General features: G+C 73.2%; 19 protein-coding genes. 4 read left to right on the top strand and 15 right to left on the bottom strand.

Features of this window, described 5'->3' with window-relative positions; all coding sequences use genetic code 11:
* Window positions 1-25: 25 nt before the first annotated feature.
* Both AMK10_RS17285 and AMK10_RS17280 read right to left on the bottom strand, forming a co-directional pair.
* Window positions 26-1,318, bottom strand: a complete 1,293-nt coding sequence (locus tag AMK10_RS17285; RefSeq protein ID WP_079180742.1) for a ketosynthase chain-length factor — start codon at window positions 1,316-1,318, stop codon at window positions 26-28.
* Window positions 1,315-2,577, bottom strand: coding sequence for a beta-ketoacyl-[acyl-carrier-protein] synthase family protein (locus AMK10_RS17280; protein WP_073748681.1), 1,263 nt, complete (start codon window positions 2,575-2,577; stop codon window positions 1,315-1,317). Before AMK10_RS17280 ends, AMK10_RS17285 begins: the two co-directional genes overlap by 4 nt.
* A 174-nt stretch (window positions 2,578-2,751) precedes the next feature.
* Here AMK10_RS17280 and AMK10_RS17275 point away from each other — a divergent pair, with 174 nt between their 5' ends.
* On the top strand, window positions 2,752-3,804 hold the full coding sequence (locus tag AMK10_RS17275) for an acyltransferase domain-containing protein (RefSeq protein ID WP_073748680.1): 1,053 nt from the start codon (window positions 2,752-2,754) through the stop codon (window positions 3,802-3,804).
* On the opposite strand, the gene AMK10_RS17270 is transcribed toward AMK10_RS17275, so the two are convergent.
* Complete coding sequence (locus tag AMK10_RS17270) at window positions 3,786-4,040, bottom strand: acyl carrier protein (RefSeq protein WP_073748679.1); 255 nt, start codon at window positions 4,038-4,040, stop codon at window positions 3,786-3,788. The two genes, AMK10_RS17275 and AMK10_RS17270, sit on opposite strands and share 19 nt — an antisense overlap.
* 118 nt (window positions 4,041-4,158) lie before the next feature.
* On the opposite strand from AMK10_RS17270, the gene AMK10_RS17265 reads away from it, so the two are divergent.
* Both AMK10_RS17265 and cofC read left to right on the top strand, forming a co-directional pair.
* On the top strand, window positions 4,159-4,617 hold the full coding sequence (locus AMK10_RS17265) for a nuclear transport factor 2 family protein (RefSeq protein WP_073749315.1): 459 nt from the start codon (window positions 4,159-4,161) through the stop codon (window positions 4,615-4,617).
* Window positions 4,618-4,631: 14 nt separating this feature from the next.
* Window positions 4,632-5,297, top strand: a complete 666-nt coding sequence (gene cofC / locus AMK10_RS17260; RefSeq protein WP_241839564.1) for a 2-phospho-L-lactate guanylyltransferase — start codon at window positions 4,632-4,634, stop codon at window positions 5,295-5,297.
* Here the strand turns inward: cofC and AMK10_RS17255 are convergent.
* The 3 genes from AMK10_RS17255 to AMK10_RS17245 form a co-directional block, all read right to left on the bottom strand.
* Window positions 5,267-5,758, bottom strand: coding sequence for a MarR family winged helix-turn-helix transcriptional regulator (locus AMK10_RS17255; RefSeq protein ID WP_073749313.1), 492 nt, complete (start codon window positions 5,756-5,758; stop codon window positions 5,267-5,269). The two genes, cofC and AMK10_RS17255, sit on opposite strands and share 31 nt — an antisense overlap.
* Before the next feature lie 110 nt (window positions 5,759-5,868).
* The gene (locus AMK10_RS17250; protein ID WP_073748678.1) at window positions 5,869-6,345 is read right to left on the bottom strand and encodes a hemerythrin domain-containing protein; all 477 of its coding nucleotides are present in this window, start codon (window positions 6,343-6,345) and stop codon (window positions 5,869-5,871) included.
* A gap of 163 nt (window positions 6,346-6,508) precedes the next feature.
* Window positions 6,509-7,081 (bottom strand): rhodanese-like domain-containing protein, encoded by a 573-nt coding sequence (locus tag AMK10_RS17245; protein WP_073748677.1) that lies wholly within the window; start codon window positions 7,079-7,081, stop codon window positions 6,509-6,511.
* Between the two features lie 69 nt (window positions 7,082-7,150).
* On the opposite strand from AMK10_RS17245, the gene AMK10_RS17240 reads away from it, so the two are divergent.
* Window positions 7,151-7,429 carry a metal-sensitive transcriptional regulator gene (locus AMK10_RS17240; RefSeq protein ID WP_073748676.1) on the top strand — a complete coding sequence of 93 codons (279 nt, stop codon included), beginning with the start codon at window positions 7,151-7,153 and terminating at the stop codon, window positions 7,427-7,429.
* A 63-nt stretch (window positions 7,430-7,492) separates the two neighbouring features.
* On the opposite strand, the gene AMK10_RS17235 is transcribed toward AMK10_RS17240, so the two are convergent.
* The 9 genes from AMK10_RS17235 to AMK10_RS17195 all read right to left on the bottom strand — a co-directional run bounded on the left by AMK10_RS17235 (window position 7,493) and on the right by AMK10_RS17195 (window position 15,359).
* Window positions 7,493-8,236 carry a sulfite exporter TauE/SafE family protein gene (locus AMK10_RS17235; RefSeq protein ID WP_073748675.1) on the bottom strand — a complete coding sequence of 248 codons (744 nt, stop codon included), beginning with the start codon at window positions 8,234-8,236 and terminating at the stop codon, window positions 7,493-7,495.
* The gene (locus AMK10_RS17230) at window positions 8,233-8,592 is read right to left on the bottom strand and encodes a rhodanese-like domain-containing protein (protein WP_073748674.1); all 360 of its coding nucleotides are present in this window, start codon (window positions 8,590-8,592) and stop codon (window positions 8,233-8,235) included. Before AMK10_RS17230 ends, AMK10_RS17235 begins: the two co-directional genes overlap by 4 nt.
* Before the next feature lie 66 nt (window positions 8,593-8,658).
* Entirely contained in the window at window positions 8,659-10,032 is a 1,374-nt protein-coding gene (locus tag AMK10_RS17225; protein ID WP_073748673.1) for an MBL fold metallo-hydrolase, read from the bottom strand.
* A 209-nt stretch (window positions 10,033-10,241) separates the two neighbouring features.
* Window positions 10,242-11,525 (bottom strand): aspartate aminotransferase family protein, encoded by a 1,284-nt coding sequence (locus AMK10_RS17220; RefSeq protein ID WP_073748672.1) that lies wholly within the window; start codon window positions 11,523-11,525, stop codon window positions 10,242-10,244.
* A complete protein-coding gene (locus AMK10_RS17215) occupies window positions 11,522-12,364 on the bottom strand; it encodes a nitrilase-related carbon-nitrogen hydrolase (RefSeq protein WP_073748671.1) in 843 nt (280 codons plus the stop codon). The genes AMK10_RS17220 and AMK10_RS17215 overlap by 4 nt, the downstream gene beginning before the upstream one ends.
* A 140-nt stretch (window positions 12,365-12,504) precedes the next feature.
* Window positions 12,505-13,524 (bottom strand): serine hydrolase domain-containing protein, encoded by a 1,020-nt coding sequence (locus tag AMK10_RS17210; protein WP_079180739.1) that lies wholly within the window; start codon window positions 13,522-13,524, stop codon window positions 12,505-12,507.
* Window positions 13,525-13,528: 4 nt separating this feature from the next.
* A complete protein-coding gene (locus tag AMK10_RS17205; protein WP_073748670.1) occupies window positions 13,529-14,446 on the bottom strand; it encodes a DUF6895 family protein in 918 nt (305 codons plus the stop codon).
* A complete protein-coding gene (locus AMK10_RS17200; protein WP_073748669.1) occupies window positions 14,443-15,180 on the bottom strand; it encodes a hypothetical protein in 738 nt (245 codons plus the stop codon). Before AMK10_RS17200 ends, AMK10_RS17205 begins: the two co-directional genes overlap by 4 nt.
* Window positions 15,177-15,359 carry a hypothetical protein gene (locus AMK10_RS17195; RefSeq protein ID WP_073748668.1) on the bottom strand — a complete coding sequence of 61 codons (183 nt, stop codon included), beginning with the start codon at window positions 15,357-15,359 and terminating at the stop codon, window positions 15,177-15,179. The genes AMK10_RS17200 and AMK10_RS17195 overlap by 4 nt, the downstream gene beginning before the upstream one ends.
* Window positions 15,360-15,382 lie beyond the last annotated feature (23 nt).

Here is a 15,382-nt window from a genome sequence, read left to right as displayed (position 1 = left end):
GCCGTGGGGTGCTGCGGTACGTCGGTCAGGAGGCCCCGGGGGCGCGTACGACCACGGCGGCGTTGAAGCCTCCCTGGCCGCGTGCCAGCACCAGGGCGGTGCGCGGCCGCGTCTCACGGGGCGTGTCCCGGACCAGGTCGAGCCGGTGTTCCGCCACCGGGCGGTCGATGCCCGCCGTGGGCGGGACGACGCCGTCGCGCAGGGCGAGCAGCGCCGCCGCCACGTCCAGCGGCGCGCCTCCGCCGTACAGCCGGCCCGTGAGGGTCTTGGGGGCGGTGACGGGAACGCCGTAGGGCCCGAACAGGGCGCCCAGGACCGCGGCTTCCTCGTCGTCGCCCGCTCGGGTCCCGGCCGCGTCGGCGAAGACGACGTCCACGTCGTCGGGGGTGAGCCCGCTGTCGGAGAGGGCGAGCCGCGCGGCGCGTTCGAGGCCGGGCGGGCGTCCGGAGCCGGGGCGCGGGGAGAAGGTGGCGGCGTATCCGGCGATCTCGCCGTACACCCGCGCGCCTCGCGCCTCTGCCGCCGTGGCGTCCTCCAGTACGAGGATCGCCCCGCCCTCGCCGGGCACATGGCCGGCGGCACGGGCGTCGAAGGGCAGATAGGCCGTGGCCGGGTCGGTGCCGCGGGAGAGCCGGCCGCTCGCGTAGTGGGCCGTCAGGCCCCAGGGGTCGAGCGAGGAGTCCATCCCGCCGGTCAGCGAGAGCTTCACGCCCTGGCCCAGGGTGCGGCGGGAGTGGCCGATGGCGTCGAGGCCGCCCGCCTGTTCGGAGACGAGGACGCCACTCGGTCCCCGCAGCTTGTGGCGGATGGACAGCTGGCCGGTGTTGACGGCGTAGAACCATGCGAACGACTCGTAGACACTGACCTGCTGGGGTCCCTGGGTCCAGAGTTTGCGGATCTCCCGGTGGGTGAATCCGAAGCCGCCGGTGGCGTTGGAGGTCACCACTCCGAGGGAGTAGTCGCCATAGGTGTCCTGCCCGGCGAGTTCGGCCGGATCGGCTCCGGCGTCGGCCAGGGCCTCGGCGCCCGCGACCAGGGCGAGCCGGGTGACCCGGTCGGTCTGCGGGAGCAGCCGGCCCGGGATGTGCTCGGCCGCGTCGAAGCCGGCGATCCGGCCGACGAGCCGGGAGGGGTAGCGGGAGGCGTCGTACTCGGTGACCGGTCCGATGCCGCTCTCGCCCCGCAGTGTGGCCTGCCACCAGGGTTCGGTGCCGAGGCCGTTGGGGGCAGCGACACCGATGCCGGTGACGACGGCGACGGGCCGTCCGGTGGCCTTGCCGGTGGCGGGGGCGGCCGAGGGTGCGGTGTGCGTGGTCACGCGGCCTCACCCCGGGTGATCACCATGGCGGACTGGAAGCCGCCGAAGCCGCTGCCCACGCTCAGGACGCTGTCCACGGTGTGTTCGCGGGCCTCGTTGGGCACGTAGTCGAGGTCGCACTCCGGATCCGGTTCGTGCAGGTTGGCCGTCGGTGGTACGGCGCCGTTCTCCATGGCCAGCGCGCAGGCTGCTATCTCGATCGAGCCGATGGCACCGAGCGAGTGCCCGACCATCGACTTGATGGAACTGACCGGCACCCGGTAGGCGTGCTCCCCCAGCGTCTCCTTGAAGGCGGCGGTCTCGTGCCGGTCGTTCTGCTTGGTGCCCGAACCGTGCGCGTTGACGTAGTCGACCCGGTCGGGCGCCAGGCGTGCCTGGTCCAGGGAGTGCCGGATCGCGTCGGCCATCTCGGTGCCGTCCGGGCGCAGTCCGGTCATGTGGTACGCGTTGCAGCGGGTCGCGTAGCCGCCGATCACCCCGTAGACGTGGGCGCCCCGGGCCCTGGCGTGCTCCAGCTCCTCCAGGACGAACATCGCGGCCCCCTCCGCCAGCACGAAGCCGTTGCGGGTGCGGTCGAAGGGGCGTGAGGCGTGCTCGGGGTCGTCGTTGCGCGGGGTGGTGGCCTTGATGGCGTCGAAGCAGGCGACGGCGATCGGCGAGATCGGTGTGTCCGCTCCCCCCGCGATCATGACGTCGACGGTGCCCTCGGCGATGAGGTCACGCGCGTAACCCACGGAGTCGAGCCCGGAGGTGCATCCGGTGGAGACGACCGTGGCGGGCCCCTCGGCGCCCACGGTCCAGGCCACCTCGGCGGCCAGGGAGCTGGGCACGAAGGCGTCGAAGAGATGGGGCGAGACGTAGTCGCTGTCCACCTCCCAGAGCCGGCCGCTGTCACTGAGGACGAGGTACTCGCGTTCCAGGCTGGTCGTGCCTCCCACCGCGCTGCCGATGCTGACACCGGTGCGGTGGGGGTCGAGCTTCACGAATTCCAGGCCGCTGTCGGCCAGGCACTCCCTGGCGCTGACGACGGCGAACTGCGCTGCCCGGTCCAGCCGCCGGGCCTCCCGCGGGCTGAGCCCGTACCGCTGTGGATCGAAGTCGACTTCGGCGGCGACCTGGGAGCGGAAGCGGGAGGGGTCGAAGAAGGAGATCGTACGGGTGGCGGTGCGGCCCGAGACCAGGAGGTCCCAGAACGCCTTCTTCCCCACCCCACCCGGCGCGATGACGCCGATTCCGGTGATTGCGACACTTCGGTTCACTGTCCTGCCCCTCGTTCGGCTGCTTCCGACTGTCGGTGCCGCGCCTCGACCACCGCTCGAATACGGCTGGCGCCCCGCAACGGCCGGTCCACCGCCGTTCCAGGCCGTGTCGAGACGGCGGGGCGAGGCTCGGCCCGCCCGCCGGAACGGCCGGCGGACGGGCGAGGAGGAGCTGTGGAGTTACGTCGACGGGTGCTGCTGCTGCCCGGTCAGGGCGCCCAGCGCGAACGCATGGCCGCGGGCCTCCACGGCGTGCGGGAGGAGTTCACCGAACCCATGGAGGCCTTCTTCGAGCGCATGGACGCCTTCTCCGGCTCGGACCCGTCGGGGCGCTCCGCCCGTGGACGGGACGGGGCGCGGCTGCGCACGGCGTGGCTGCGCCCGGCACCGAGCCCCGGCATGGACGACGCCACCGTGACCCAGCCGCTGCTGCTGGCCGTCGGGCACGCGCTGGGGCGGGCCCTGGGCGCGGCGGGCGCCGGGCCCGACGTGCTGCTCGGGCACAGTGTGGGCGAGCTGGCGGCGGCCGTGCTCGCCGGGGTCTTCGACGCGGCGGACATCGCGGTGCTCGCGGGGGCCAGGTCCCGGCTGCTGACGGACTCGGGGCGGGGCGGGATGCTCGTGGTGGCCGGCGCGGCGGAGGATCTGCCCGCGTCCCTGGGCCCCGGTGTGGCGGTGGCCGCGCTGAACGGTCCGCGCCAGACCGTGCTGGCCGGCCCCGCACAGGCGCTGGCGGCCACGGCGGAGCTGCTGCGCGGGCGCGGCACGACGGTGCGCGCCCTGCGTTCGGGCCACGCCTTCCACAGCCCGGCCATGGCGGGCGGAGCGCTGCGCTACGGGGAGGCACTGGCGGCGCTCGGCCCGCGGGCACCCCGGGCGGGGGTCACGGTGGTCTCGACCCGTACGGCGGCCCCGGTCACCGTGCGGCAGGCGCGGGACCCGCACTTCTGGGGTGGTCAGCTGGCCACCCCGGTGCGCTACTGGCCCGCTCTGCTGCGCCTGTTGGACACCTGGGGGCGCAGGCCCGGTCTGTTGCTGCTCGACGGCTCCGCCGACCGGAGCCTGAGCGCTCCCGCCCGGCACCATCCCGCGGTGCGGGACGGTGCCAGCGAGATCGTTCCCCTGCTGGCCCGGGGCCGGGACTGCGGTGGCCCGGAGGACGAGCGGGTCTTCACCGCGGCGCTGAACCGGCTCGCGGAGTCCGGGAGTCAGACCGCGGTGAGCTGACCACGGACGTACTGGATGAGTGCGGCGGGGGTCTTGAGCTCGTCGAGGTCGTCGTCGGGAATGGTGACGCCGTAGTCGTCCTGGATGCGCAGGACGATCTCGTAGACGGTCAGCGAGTCGAAGCCCAGATCGGTGAAGTCGGTGTCCAGCGTGGAGTCCTTGATCTCCTCGCTGGTTGCTCCGCCGAAGCAAGCGCTCACGACGTCGCGGAACTCGGTGCTGGTGAAGTCGGCCATGCGGTCACTGTGGGTGCCCGCACTCGACAGGGGGTGGAGACCCGCTCGACGGCAGTCTGGCGGCGTGGCTCCGCCGCCGCTCGATCCCGCCTCCAGCCGGGGCCTCCAGCATCGGTCCATGACCATCGACGAGACACCAGGACCCAAGCTTCCCTCGCCCGAACTCCATGTGGAGGTGACCCAGTTCTACGCCCGTCAGATGCACCGGATGGACGGCGGTGACTTCGGCGGATTCGCCGCCTCGTTCGTCCGGGACTCGGTGTTCCGGCCCGCCGGCGGCGGTGAACTGCGCGGCCCCGAGGCGATCGAGCGGGCCGCCCGGGGTGCGGCGGGCCGGTTCGGCGGGGCGCAGCCCCGGCACTGGTTCGACATGATGACCGTCGAGGAGGCGGACGACGGCACGGTGTCCACCAGCTACTACGCGACGGTGACGGTCGCCTCCGCCGACGGTTCCGTGCTGGTGGAGCCCACGTGCTTCGTCCGGGACACCCTCGTCCGGGTGGACGGCGCCCTGCGCAGCCGTTCCCGGGACATCGAGCGCGACGACCTGACGGTCCGTGCCCTGGCGGAGGGCTGAGCACCGTGTGGTCGGTGGTGCTGCCGGTCAAGCCGTTCGCCGCGGGCAAGAGCCGGCTGGCGCCGGAACTCGGCCCGTGGCGGCGGGAACTGGCGCACGCCTTCTTCCTGGACACCCTGCGCGCGGTGCGGGCCGCTCCCGGCATCCGCGCGGTCGTGGTGGTGACGGCCGACCCGCTCGCCGCCTCGCAGGCCCGCACGATGGGCGCGGTCGTCCATCAGGACACCCCGGGTCTGGGGCTGAACGGGGCGGTACGGGCGGGAGCAGCCCTGTCCTCGGTGCTGAATCCGGGCGGGCCGGTGGCGGCGCTCACCGCGGATCTGCCGGGGCTGCGTCCCCGGGAACTGGAGCGGGCACTGGCAGAGGCCCACCGGCACCGGCGGGCCTTCGTCCCGGACCACACCGGTGCGGGGACGACCGTCCTGACGGCTCGTGTCCCGGGCGCGCTCTCCCCCTGCTTCGGTTCCGGCTCCGCCGGGCTGCACGCCGCGAGCGGGGCGGTGTCCGTGGAGTCCGGCGCGGGTGAGGGCCTCCGGCTCGACGTGGACACCCCCGAGGACCTGGCTCTGGCGGTACGGCACGGAGTGGGCCCGTTCACCACGGCGGTCCTGCGGATGCGGCGGGCGGTGGCTCCCGCTCCCGGCCGGGGTCAGGAAGTGCCCGCGAGCTCTTCCTCGTAGCCCTGGATGACGTGCACGAAGGTGGCACGCTCCTCGGGGGTGAGCCCGTCGAGGACCTTGTGCCAGGCCTTGGCGCTGCTGGCCAGCCAGGCGTCGACCGCCTCGCGCGTGGCGGGGTCCTCGGAGAGGGAGACGATGCTGCGGCGGCCGTCGCCCGGGTCCTGCCTGCGCTGTACGACGCCTTCGCGCTGGAGGTCGCTGACCATCAGACTGACGGTGGTCGGCGCCACCTCCAGGCGCGCGGCCAGGTCCTTGACCGGGGTGGGGCCGTCGAAGAGCAGGCAGGACAGCAGTGACAGATGCCGGGGCGCCAGCCGCAGCCGGCGGAGCTGTTCGGGCACCGGTGTCCGCTTGGCTCGTGAGACGAGCCGGGGCATGGTCAGCAGCATCGCGCGGACCGCGTCCTCGGTGGTCAGCCGGCCGTCCTCGTCCGCCGGCCGCTCGTCCTGGCCCTTCGCCATCTTCCCGACCTCCGCCACGGTTACGTCCAGGCCGGCCACAGTATCCGACCGTGTGTGCCGCACGGCTTCCCAGGGCGGTGCGGGCCCTGAGGGGCCGTGAGGAGGCACGGTCACACGGCGGGGGGCACCGTCACACCCAAAGCGGGGAGCAGGTGGGTCTCCTCGTAGCGGAAGTGCTCCTCCAGGCTCGCGACGGTCCGCTCCAGTTCGGCCCTCAGCCAGGTCACGTCCTCGCCGTCGTCGGCCTCGACCAGCTTGCCGAGGCGTTCGAGCCCCGCGGCCACCTGCCGGTGCTCCTCGCGCAGCCGCTCGATGACGGGGGCGATCTCGGGGTAGCGCTGCTCGAAGACGGGGAAGGCGCCGTCCTCCATGGTGTGGTGGTGGTGCAGCCCCAGGCAGTACTCCAGGCAGCGCTCGCGCAGCTGCCGCACGAGCGAGGCGCTCTCCCCCGCGTCGCGCACGGCCGCGGGCCCGTCCGCCGCGTCGAGGGCCGCGCGCAGCGCCGTGAGCTGGGCGCGCAGTTCCCTGTGCCCGGTGAGCAGCTGTCTGCCTGCGGCCTGACTGTCGATGTCCTGGGGAACGGGCATGAGGCCGCCTCCGGCAAGCGAAAGGTTTGTGTTCAAAGCAAACTCATTCTGAGCCTACCGAGGGCCACTGCCTTCCGTCAACGACCTCCACGCCGAGAACCCGCCGCCGCCCGCCCGGCATGGACCGGGGCGTGCGGCAGCGGGTCCGTGGAGCGGCGGTGGATCAGGCGGCCAGGCGCAGCAGGGTCTCCTGGAAGGAGGCGGCGTTCCCGGAGGGCCGGTTGTGGGGCAGTTTGGCGAGGACGGCGGCCATGCCGCAGGTGTTGGTCACGCCCGAGAAGAGCAGCCCCGCGCCGACGGCTCCGGACAGCCAGTGCGCGGGCTCCCAGGCGAGGCCCGCGAGGAAGCCGATGACGACGAGGGAACCGGCGGCGAGGCGGACCTGCCGGTCCATGGGCCAGGTGGCGCGGGCTCCGGCCGGACGCTCCACGGCGTATCCGGCCGCCGCCCAGGCACTCGTGCCGCCGTCCAGCGTGGCCGCGTCGACGCCCTGGGCCGCCAGCCGGGCGCAGCCCTTGGCCGAGCGGGCACCGGAGGCGCACACCACCAGCAGGGGCCCCCGGGCGGCGGCGGACTTCAGCGCGCCGACCGCCTCGTCCAGGCGGTCCAGGGGGACGTTGTGGGCGCCGGGCAGGTGACCGGCGGCGTACTCGCCGGGGCCGCGCACGTCGACGACGGTGAACTCACCGAGGCGGGCGGCGGCCCGGGCGGGGGCCAGAATGGCAGGGGTGGTCACGGAACAATGCCTTTCGGTGGGCGGTTCCTCCACGGTAAGATACCCATAGGGGTATATGGAGGAGGATGTGTGGAACTCGACATGAGCGCCGACGAGCTGAAGTCGGCGCTGAACCGGCTGCGGCGGGCCCAGGGTCAGCTCGCAGGGGTCATCCGGATGATCGAGGAGGGCCGGGACTGCGAGGACGTCGTCACGCAGCTGGCCGCCGTCTCCCGTGCCCTGGACCGGGCCGGGTTCTCGATCATCGCGACCGGACTGCAGCAGTGCATGACCAGCGAGGACCCGCAGATGCGGGACTCGGTGCAGATGCGGGCCCGGCTGGAGAAGCTCTTCCTCTCACTGGCCTGAAGCCCCGCGGGGTCTGCTGCGGGCGTCCGTGACACGGGCGCCCGCAGCAGACCCTTCGGCGTCTCACAGCAGGGCGCCGACCCCCATGGCCCCGGCGACGGTCAGCAGCAGGCCGCCGAAGAAGCGTTGCAGCGTGACCGGTGAGACCTTCGCGCTCAGCCGCTTGCCGTCCCAGGCACCCAGGACGGCGGTCGCGACGAACGGCAGGATCATGGTCCAGTCCAGGGTGGTCGCGGTGGCGGCCCGGGCGGCGAGCGCCACCAGAGCGTTGGCGATGATGACCAGCAGGCTGGTGCCCACGGCCGCGCCCATCGGTACGGCGAGGACGGCCACCAGGGCCGGGACGGCCAGGAATCCTCCGCCGACACCGAGGAACCCGGTCACCGCGCCCAGGCCGGCCCCGGCCCCCGCGGCGCGGGGTCCCGACACCGTCCCGTTCTCCGGCGGCGTGCGGCGGCGCACCATGCGCACGCCCGCCAGGGCGGCGAGCGCCGCGAAGGCCAGGGTCAGCACGACGGCGGGGATGTGCGCGGACAGGACACCGGCCGCGGCGGCCGGCAGGAGCCCGGCCGCGGCGAACAGCAGCCCGGCCCGCCACCGCACCTCCCCGGCGCGGGCGTACGCCAGCAGCGCGGTGACCGAGGTGACGATCACGATGACCAGGCTCGCGGTGGTCGCCTCGGCGGGGCTGAAGCCGAGCAGGTAGATCAGGGCCGGGACGGTGATGATGCTGCCGCCGGCCCCGAGCGCGCCGAGCGCCAGGCCGACCAGCGCCCCCGCGAGCAGGGCGAGGATGAACGCGGTCATATGACGCCGCCCGCCCGCCCGTGCGCGTCCGTGACGAGCAGGCCCCGGGCGGCCCAGTCGTCCATGCCGCCTATGACGTCGACCGACGCCACGCCCCGCCCGGCCAGCAGATGTGCGGCGTCCCGGGAGCGCCGGCCGGACCGGCAGATCAGCACCAGGCCGCGCCCGGCCGGGCCGTCGGGCGGGTCCGCGCCGGCCGCCGGCCGCGACAGCGGCATGTGCAGCGCGCCGGGCGCGTGACCGGCCCGGTATTCGTCCGCCTCGCGGACGTCGAGCAGCACGGCCGTACCTTCCTGGATCATGTGGTGGGCCTGTGCGGGGGAGATGCGGCCGGGGCCGCCTCGGGGCAAGAGCATCGCTGTTCCTCAGGGGCTTCCGGGCCGCCGGAGCCGTCGGCGGCCGGGCGGGCCGGTTGATTCGGGTCAGTGCCGGGCGGGCGTCACGAGCGTGAGGCCGGCGTCGGCGGCGGCCGTGTAGCCGTCGTCGACGGCCACCACGTCACGGCCCGCGGCATCCAGCACCGACGCGGCGATCGCCGCGCGCATCCCGCCCGCGCAGTGCACCCACACCGTCCCGGCGGGCACCTCGTCCAGGCGCTGGTGAACCTGGTGGACGGGGATGTGCACACTGCCCTCGATCCAGCCGCCCGCGCGCTCGGAGTCGCGGCGTACATCCAGGACCACCGGGTCCTCGCCCCGCTCGCGCGCAGCGGCCAGGCCGGCGAACGTCGCACGCGGGAACGAGGCCGGCCGCTCCTGCCCGGTGACCCAGTGGGCCGGGGAGCCGACGGCGGCTGCGGCCGGGCGGTCGATGCCCACCCGGGCCAGCTCCCGCTGGGCGAGGGAGATCTCCTCGGCGCTCCCCGCGAGCAGTGTCACCGGCCTGCCCCACGGGATCATCCACGCCAGATAGGTCGCGAGCTGCCCCTCGACCTCGAAGTTCAGCGAACCGGCCACGTGCCCCTCGGCGAAGGCCACCCGGTTGCGCAGGTCGACGACCCACTCGCCCGCCGCCAGGCGCCGCGCGATCTCACCCGCGTCGGCCCGCCGCGGCGCGGTCAGGTCCACGGGAGCTGGACCGGAGGCGTTGGCCGGACCCATGTGCGCGTAGTAGGCCGGAACGTCGTCCAGACCGGCCAGCAGTTCCTCGACGAAGGTGTCCACGTCCTGGGCCAGCGCCGGGTTGGACGCCTTCTCCGACCCGATGGTGCTGTGCGCCCCGCCCGCCTGGGCGGAGGAGCAGAAGCTGCCGAACCCGTGCGTGGGCATGACCGCCACCTCGTCGTCCAGCTCGTCGGCGAGACGGTGCGCGGAGGCATGCTGGGCCCGCGCCAGCCGCTCGGTCAGCCGCGGCTCCACCAGGTCGGGGCGGCCCACGCTGCCGATCAGCAGCGACCCGCCGGTGAAGGCGGCCACCGCACGCCCGTCGTCCTCCAGCACGTAGGAGGTGTGGTGCGGGGTGTGTCCCGGAGTGGCCACGGCGCGCAGCGTCAGGCCCTCGTCGACGTTCCCCACGTCCCCGTCGGCCACGGGAACCCGCTCGTACGCCACCGACGCCCCGGCGGGCACGAGGTAGCGGGCGCCGGTCAGCCGGGCCAGCTCCAGACCGCCGGTGACGTAGTCGTTGTGCACGTGCGTCTCGGCGACCGCCGCGATCCGCACCCCGCGCCGCGCGGCGGCGGCGATCACCCGGTCGATGTCCCGCGGCGGATCCACCACGACCGCCGCCCCGGCGCCCCCGGCCAGATAGCTGCGGTTGCCCAGACCTTCGGTCTCCAGGATGTCGGCAAAGAACACGGCACTCGCTCCCTCGTCACACATTTACCCCCCGGGGTATCTGCATCCCACCGTAACAGAGATACCCCTGGGGGTATTGATGGGAGTGTGCGACGCCCGTCACGCGAGCGGTCCGCCCGCGGCCGGCCGGGGCGGAAACGGCAGGCGCCCGGCCCGGAAGCAGTGCTTCCGGGCCGGGCGCTCGACGACGGGCGGCTGCCGCCCCGCTCCTATCCGGCCGCTCGCAGCGCCTCGGCCAGGATCGCCGCCCCCTCCTCGGCCTCCTCGACGGTGAGCGAGAGCGGCGGCGCGATCCGCAGGACGCTGGTGTTGTGGCCGCCGCCCTTTCCGATGAGCAGTCCGCCCTCGCGGGCCGCTTCGAGTACGGCCGCCGCGGCGTCCGGGTCGGCCTCGTCGGTGCCGGGCCTCACCAGCTCGATGCCGATCATCAGCCCCCGGCCGCGCACCTCCCGCACGGCGTCCGAGGCCGCGCCGACCGCACGGAGCCGCTCGATGAGCAGCCCCCCGACGCGCCGGGCGTTGCCCTGGAGGTCGTGCTCCAGCAGATACGAGAGGTTGGCGAGCCCGGCGGCCATGGTGACCGGCGATCCGCCGAACGTCGAGATGGAGTTGGCGTCCAGGCAGTTCATGACCTCGGCGCGGGCGACGACCCCGCCGATGGACATGCCGTTGCCGATTCCCTTGGCGAAGGTGAGGATGTCCGGCGGCCCGCTCGCGGCGTGTGCCTGCCAGCCCCAGAAGTGGTCGCCCGTGCGGCCCCAGCCGGTCTGCACCTCGTCCGAGATCCACAGGATGCCGTGCCGGTCGAGGACCTCGCGGAACGCCGCGTACAGCCCGTCGGGCGGCATGGTGAACCCACCGACCCCCTGCACGGGTTCGGCGATCAGCGCCGCGGCGTCCCGGGTGTGGCCGAGCAGGTCCTCCAGATCGGCCACGCACGCCTTGATGAACCGCTCGTCGCTCAGCTCGGCGTACGGACCCCGGCTGCGGACCCCGCCATGGACGTACAGCGTCTGGAGCGGCGACAGGCTCGTGGTCGACCAGCTCCTGTTGCCCGTGATCGACACCGCCGAGAACGACCGGCCGTGGTAGCTGTTGCGCATCGCCAGGATCTGGTTGGACCCCCGGTGGGCGGTGGCGAGCAGCAGGGCGGCGTCGTTGGCCTCGGTGCCCGACGTGGTGAAGAAGACCCGGGCGTCCGGGATGCCGGAGAGGGCGGCGACCCGTTCGGCGAGTTCCACCATCGGGCGGTTGAGGTAGAGGGTCGAGGAGTGGATGAGCCGGCCCGCCTGCTCGGCCACGGCCTTGGTGACCTCGGGCAGGGCGTGCGCGGTCATCGTGGTGAGGATGCCGCCGAAGAAGTCGAGGTAGCGGTTGCCGTCCACGTCCCAGACGTGGCGGCCCTCGCCGTGGGTCAGCTCCAGGGGCCGGCGGTAGTAGAGCGCCAGCCACTCGGGGCTGACGGCGAGGTGCCGTTCGTGCAGTCCGGTCACGGCTCCACCAGCCCTTCGTAGGCGTCCGGCCGCCGGTCCCGGTAGAACGCCCACTGCTTCCGGACTTCCTCGATCAGGCCGAAGTCGAGGTCGCGTACGAGGAGTTCCTCCTCCTTGTCGCTCGCGACCTCACCCACGAACTGGCCGCGCGGGTCGACGAAGTAACTCGTGCCGTAGAAGTCGTTGTCGCCGTACTCCTCCTGGCCGACGCGGTTGATCGCGGCGACGAAGTACTCGTTGGCGACGGCGGACGCGGGCTGTTCCAGCTGCCACAGATAACTGGAGAGCCCCCGCGAGGTGGCCGACGGGTTGTACACCAACTGGGCCCCGTTGAGTCCCAGTTGGCGCCACCCCTCCGGGAAGTGCCGGTCGTAGCAGATGTAGACGCCGACCTTGCCGACCGCGGTGTCGAAGACGGGCCAGCCCGCGTTGCCCGGCTTGAAGTAGTACTTCTCCCAGAAGCCCTTGACCTGCGGGATGTGATGCTTGCGGTACTTGCCGAGGTACGAGCCGTCGGCGTCGATCACGGCGGCGGTGTTGTAGTAGAAGCCGGACTGTTCGAGCTCGAAGACGGGAACCACGATGACCATGCCGGTCTCGCGGGCCAGGTCCCGCATGCGCCGGACCGTCGGCCCGTCCGGCACGGGTTCGGCCCATCGGTAGTGCTCGGGTTCCTGCACCTGGCAGAAGTAGGGGGCGTTGAACACCTCCTGGAACCCGATGATCTTCGCGCCCTGCCGGGCTGCCTCGCGAGCGTGTTCCTCATGCTTGGCGATCATGGATTCGGTGTCGCCGGTCCAGGTCGCCTGGACGAGTGCGGCGCGTACGACGTGGGACATGAGCTGCTCCTTCGACGCGGCGTCAGAGAGCCTTCTACGCGTTCTCTACGCCCGTAGACACGGTGCATAGGAGGAGAACGTAAGCCCCGTCACACAACGGGGCAAGACCATCGCCGTGAACCGGCGGAGTCGATCATGTTTCATACCCGAGCGGTCCACATCCCCCCGGAGGGCGTGGAACCCAGTCCGCACAGAGTTCCGTAGGCGGACTGGACGAACGGCGCGAGCGGCGTGGGAGCCGTGTTCGTGAGGGCCACCAGTCCCGTGCCCGACGCGGGGAGGAAGCCGGCGAACGCGGTGAATCCGCGGGTCCCGCCGGAGTGGTGAACCAGTGCGCCGTCCGGACGCGGACGGAGGTTCCAGACGAGACAGAGCCGTGAACCCGTCCTCGGCACACTCAGCCGTGGCCGCTGCACCTCGGTCAGCGCGGTGCGCAGCACGGGGTCCGGCGCCGTGTCCGGGTGCAACAGCAACGTCAGGACGCCCAGCAGGTCACGGGCACTGGAGCGCACCGCCCCCGCCGCGGCCAGGCCGGGCATCAACAGGGCGGGGCGGGAGCGGCCGTGCCAATGTCCCATCAGCTGGGGCCGGTTGGGGTCGCAGTCCGTGTCGCGCAGGCCGAGCGGCCCGGTGACGCGCTCGGCCAGCAGGGCCGCGTAGTCCCCTCCGGTGCCACCCGCCGCCCTGGCGAGTACATGGCCGAGCAGCCCTCCGCCGAAGTTGGAGTAGTGCACCCTGCTTCCTGGTCTGTGCCGCAGCGGGGCGCGGCGCAGCGAGGCGAGCAGGTCGTCCTCGGAGAAACCGGCGTAGGGGTTGGTGAGCCATCCGCTTCGGACCGCCCTGCTGAGGAGCCCCGGGGGCAGGCGCGGCAGGCCGGAGGTGTGGGTGGCCAGATGAAGGAGGGTGAGGGGCGGCCCTGGCAGCCGGAACGGGAGGTAGCGGTCGGCCCGGTCGCCGTAGCGGACCTCGCCCCGGGCGGCGAGTTCCGCGAGCAGGAGGGCGGTGAAGGTCTTCGTCAACGAGCCCGTCTCGAACCGGTCCCCCTCCCCGACCGGCCCACGGCAGAGCACCGCGCGCTCCGTGCCCCGCACCGCCGCGACCGCCGAGGCCGGGCCGCGGGCGGTCTCCAGCAGGGGCTTGAGGGCCGTGGTCAGGGACACCGCTTCACCGCTGCGCAGCCCTGGCGAGTGCGACGGATCCGGCGACGGCTGCGACGACGACCGTGTGCTGGTGGTCGGTGAACCGCTGCTGCGGGTCGTCGTCCACGGGGTCGCTGTCGCGGGGCACGAGTCCGTCCTCGTGCTGGAGCGCGGCAACCGCCTCCCAGTCCTCCGGCCGGAAGTACGGGTCCTCGATGCAGGCCCCGACGACGAGCAGCTCCGTGATCAGGTCCCACTGGCCCACCTCGCGCCAGACGTCGATCCAGACGGGGAGCCAGGTACGTACGTAGTCCGCGAGTTCGGGCGGCAGCCCACCCGGGTTACCGCCCCAGTCGGTGAGGTGGAAGACGGTGTGGGTGACCGCGTAGGCCGTGATCCAGTTGATGGCCCAGGGCTCGGGACGGGCGCCGAGCCAGGTGGCCGCGGCGAGTGCGCCCATGTCGTCCGTGGGCCGCAGGCCCACGATCCGGGCGGCGTTGGCGACGGCGAGGCGTCTGTTGGGCAGGACCTCCACGCTGTTGGCCGACCGCATCCGGGAACGGTGGGCGAGGAGGTGGTCGAGCCCTTCGTGCCGGTATCCGCAGCGGACGAAGGGGGCGTACATCTCCAGGGGGTCCGTCATCAGGGTGTGGCGGAGCTGCCGTTCGTAGATCATGTCGCCGCGCCTGAACTGTTCCCAGGTGTAATCCATCAGGCTCTGGGCGGCGGCCAGACGGCCGGGGCCCGCGACCCCGTCGCGCAGGATCAGGGAGGCCGCGAGGGTGGTCTCCCCCAGGGGCTTGTAGACACTGTCGGGGTCGGCCATGGTCTCGGTCGTGCCCGGTGGCAGGCCGCCAAGGTTCCGGTTCGCGTGCAGCCACGACAGCGCACGGTCCGCCATGCTGCGGGCCGCCCGGGTGACCGGCTCGGGGATCGTCGTCATGGGCGTGCCGTCTCCTTGGGGGGCGTGCCGGGCCGCTGTTCGAGGAAGTGCCGGGCGATCGCCAGGTCCAGGGCGGTACGCGGGCCCGCCCCGCCCACCAGCCAGGCGTGTTCGGCCGCGACGTCCGGGTCCAGTGGCAGTTCGGCGCCCTCGTGCCGCAGCCAGGCGAGCCACCGCACGAGGCGCAGGGCGGTGGGGAAGTCACGGCGCAGGATCGAGCGGCTGACCCCGCGGCTCAGGGACAGCACCCCGTCACGGGCTGCCGCGTGGACCGGCCCGTCGAGACCGAGGGTCGCGAGCGGGGCAAGCTGAGCCATCCGGACGCACCAGCCGCTCCAGCCGTCAGCGAGGGCGAGGGCGAGGGCGGCGTCCTCCGGCGGTGCCGGCGCGACCGTGCGCAGGGTGTCGTCCCCGCTGAGCCGGGCCAGCAGGGCCGCGGTGGCGTGGTCGCGGTGGGCGACCGCGGGCTCCTCGGGGGCGTTGGACGCGGGGAACGCGTCGAAAGCCTTGGCAACGACGGCGGCGTCCTGCGCCGGGAGGAGGTCGCCCTTGAGGAGATGGGGGCTGAAGACGTCGGCACCCAGCACCCGCACGGCCGCCAGGGCGGCGAGGGTGTCGGGGGCGTCGTCGACGTACCGCGCCAGCTGCACGGCGCCCCCGGTGCCGCTGAGGGCACCGAGGACACCGAGTGCCAGGGCGTCGGCCGCCTCGGCGAATGCGGAGTGGGAACTCACTTGCCCCGGGGCTCCTTCGGCTCCTTGGGAGACAGGAGGAGGAGAGCGAGCAGGAAACCCGCGGCCTCGGGGGTGTAGAGCGGGGCGTCGCTGACGGGCGCCTCGGGCTCCGCCATCAGGGCGCTCAGCGTGGTGGTCTGTGCCGGTGTCGCGGTGAGTGCGAACTCCTTGGTAAGCATGGTGCCTCCACATCACTGGGGTG

The organism is Streptomyces sp. CB02058 (assembly GCF_001905505.1).
Lineage (GTDB): Bacteria > Actinomycetota > Actinomycetes > Streptomycetales > Streptomycetaceae > Streptomyces.
This window is presented reverse-complemented; position numbering and strand designations above follow the sequence as displayed.

What these genes read in the sequence shown, in the direction of transcription:
- AMK10_RS17250 (WP_073748678.1), bottom strand. Translation starts at nt 6,345, where the DNA reads ATGCCCGTTCCCCAGGACATCGACAGTCAGGCCGCAGGCAGACAGCTG.
- AMK10_RS17230 (WP_073748674.1), bottom strand. Translation starts at nt 8,592, where the DNA reads ATGCTCTTGCCCCGAGGCGGCCCCGGCCGCATCTCCCCCGCACAGGCC.
- AMK10_RS17265 (WP_073749315.1), top strand. Translation starts at nt 4,159, where the DNA reads ATGACCATCGACGAGACACCAGGACCCAAGCTTCCCTCGCCCGAACTC.
- AMK10_RS17270 (WP_073748679.1), bottom strand. Translation starts at nt 4,040, where the DNA reads ATGGCCGACTTCACCAGCACCGAGTTCCGCGACGTCGTGAGCGCTTGC.
- AMK10_RS17195 (WP_073748668.1), bottom strand. Translation starts at nt 15,359, where the DNA reads ATGCTTACCAAGGAGTTCGCACTCACCGCGACACCGGCACAGACCACC.
- AMK10_RS17255 (WP_073749313.1), bottom strand. Translation starts at nt 5,758, where the DNA reads ATGGCGAAGGGCCAGGACGAGCGGCCGGCGGACGAGGACGGCCGGCTG.
- AMK10_RS17235 (WP_073748675.1), bottom strand. Translation starts at nt 8,236, where the DNA reads ATGACCGCGTTCATCCTCGCCCTGCTCGCGGGGGCGCTGGTCGGCCTG.
- AMK10_RS17215 (WP_073748671.1), bottom strand. Translation starts at nt 12,364, where the DNA reads ATGTCCCACGTCGTACGCGCCGCACTCGTCCAGGCGACCTGGACCGGC.
- AMK10_RS17205 (WP_073748670.1), bottom strand. Translation starts at nt 14,446, where the DNA reads ATGACGACGATCCCCGAGCCGGTCACCCGGGCGGCCCGCAGCATGGCG.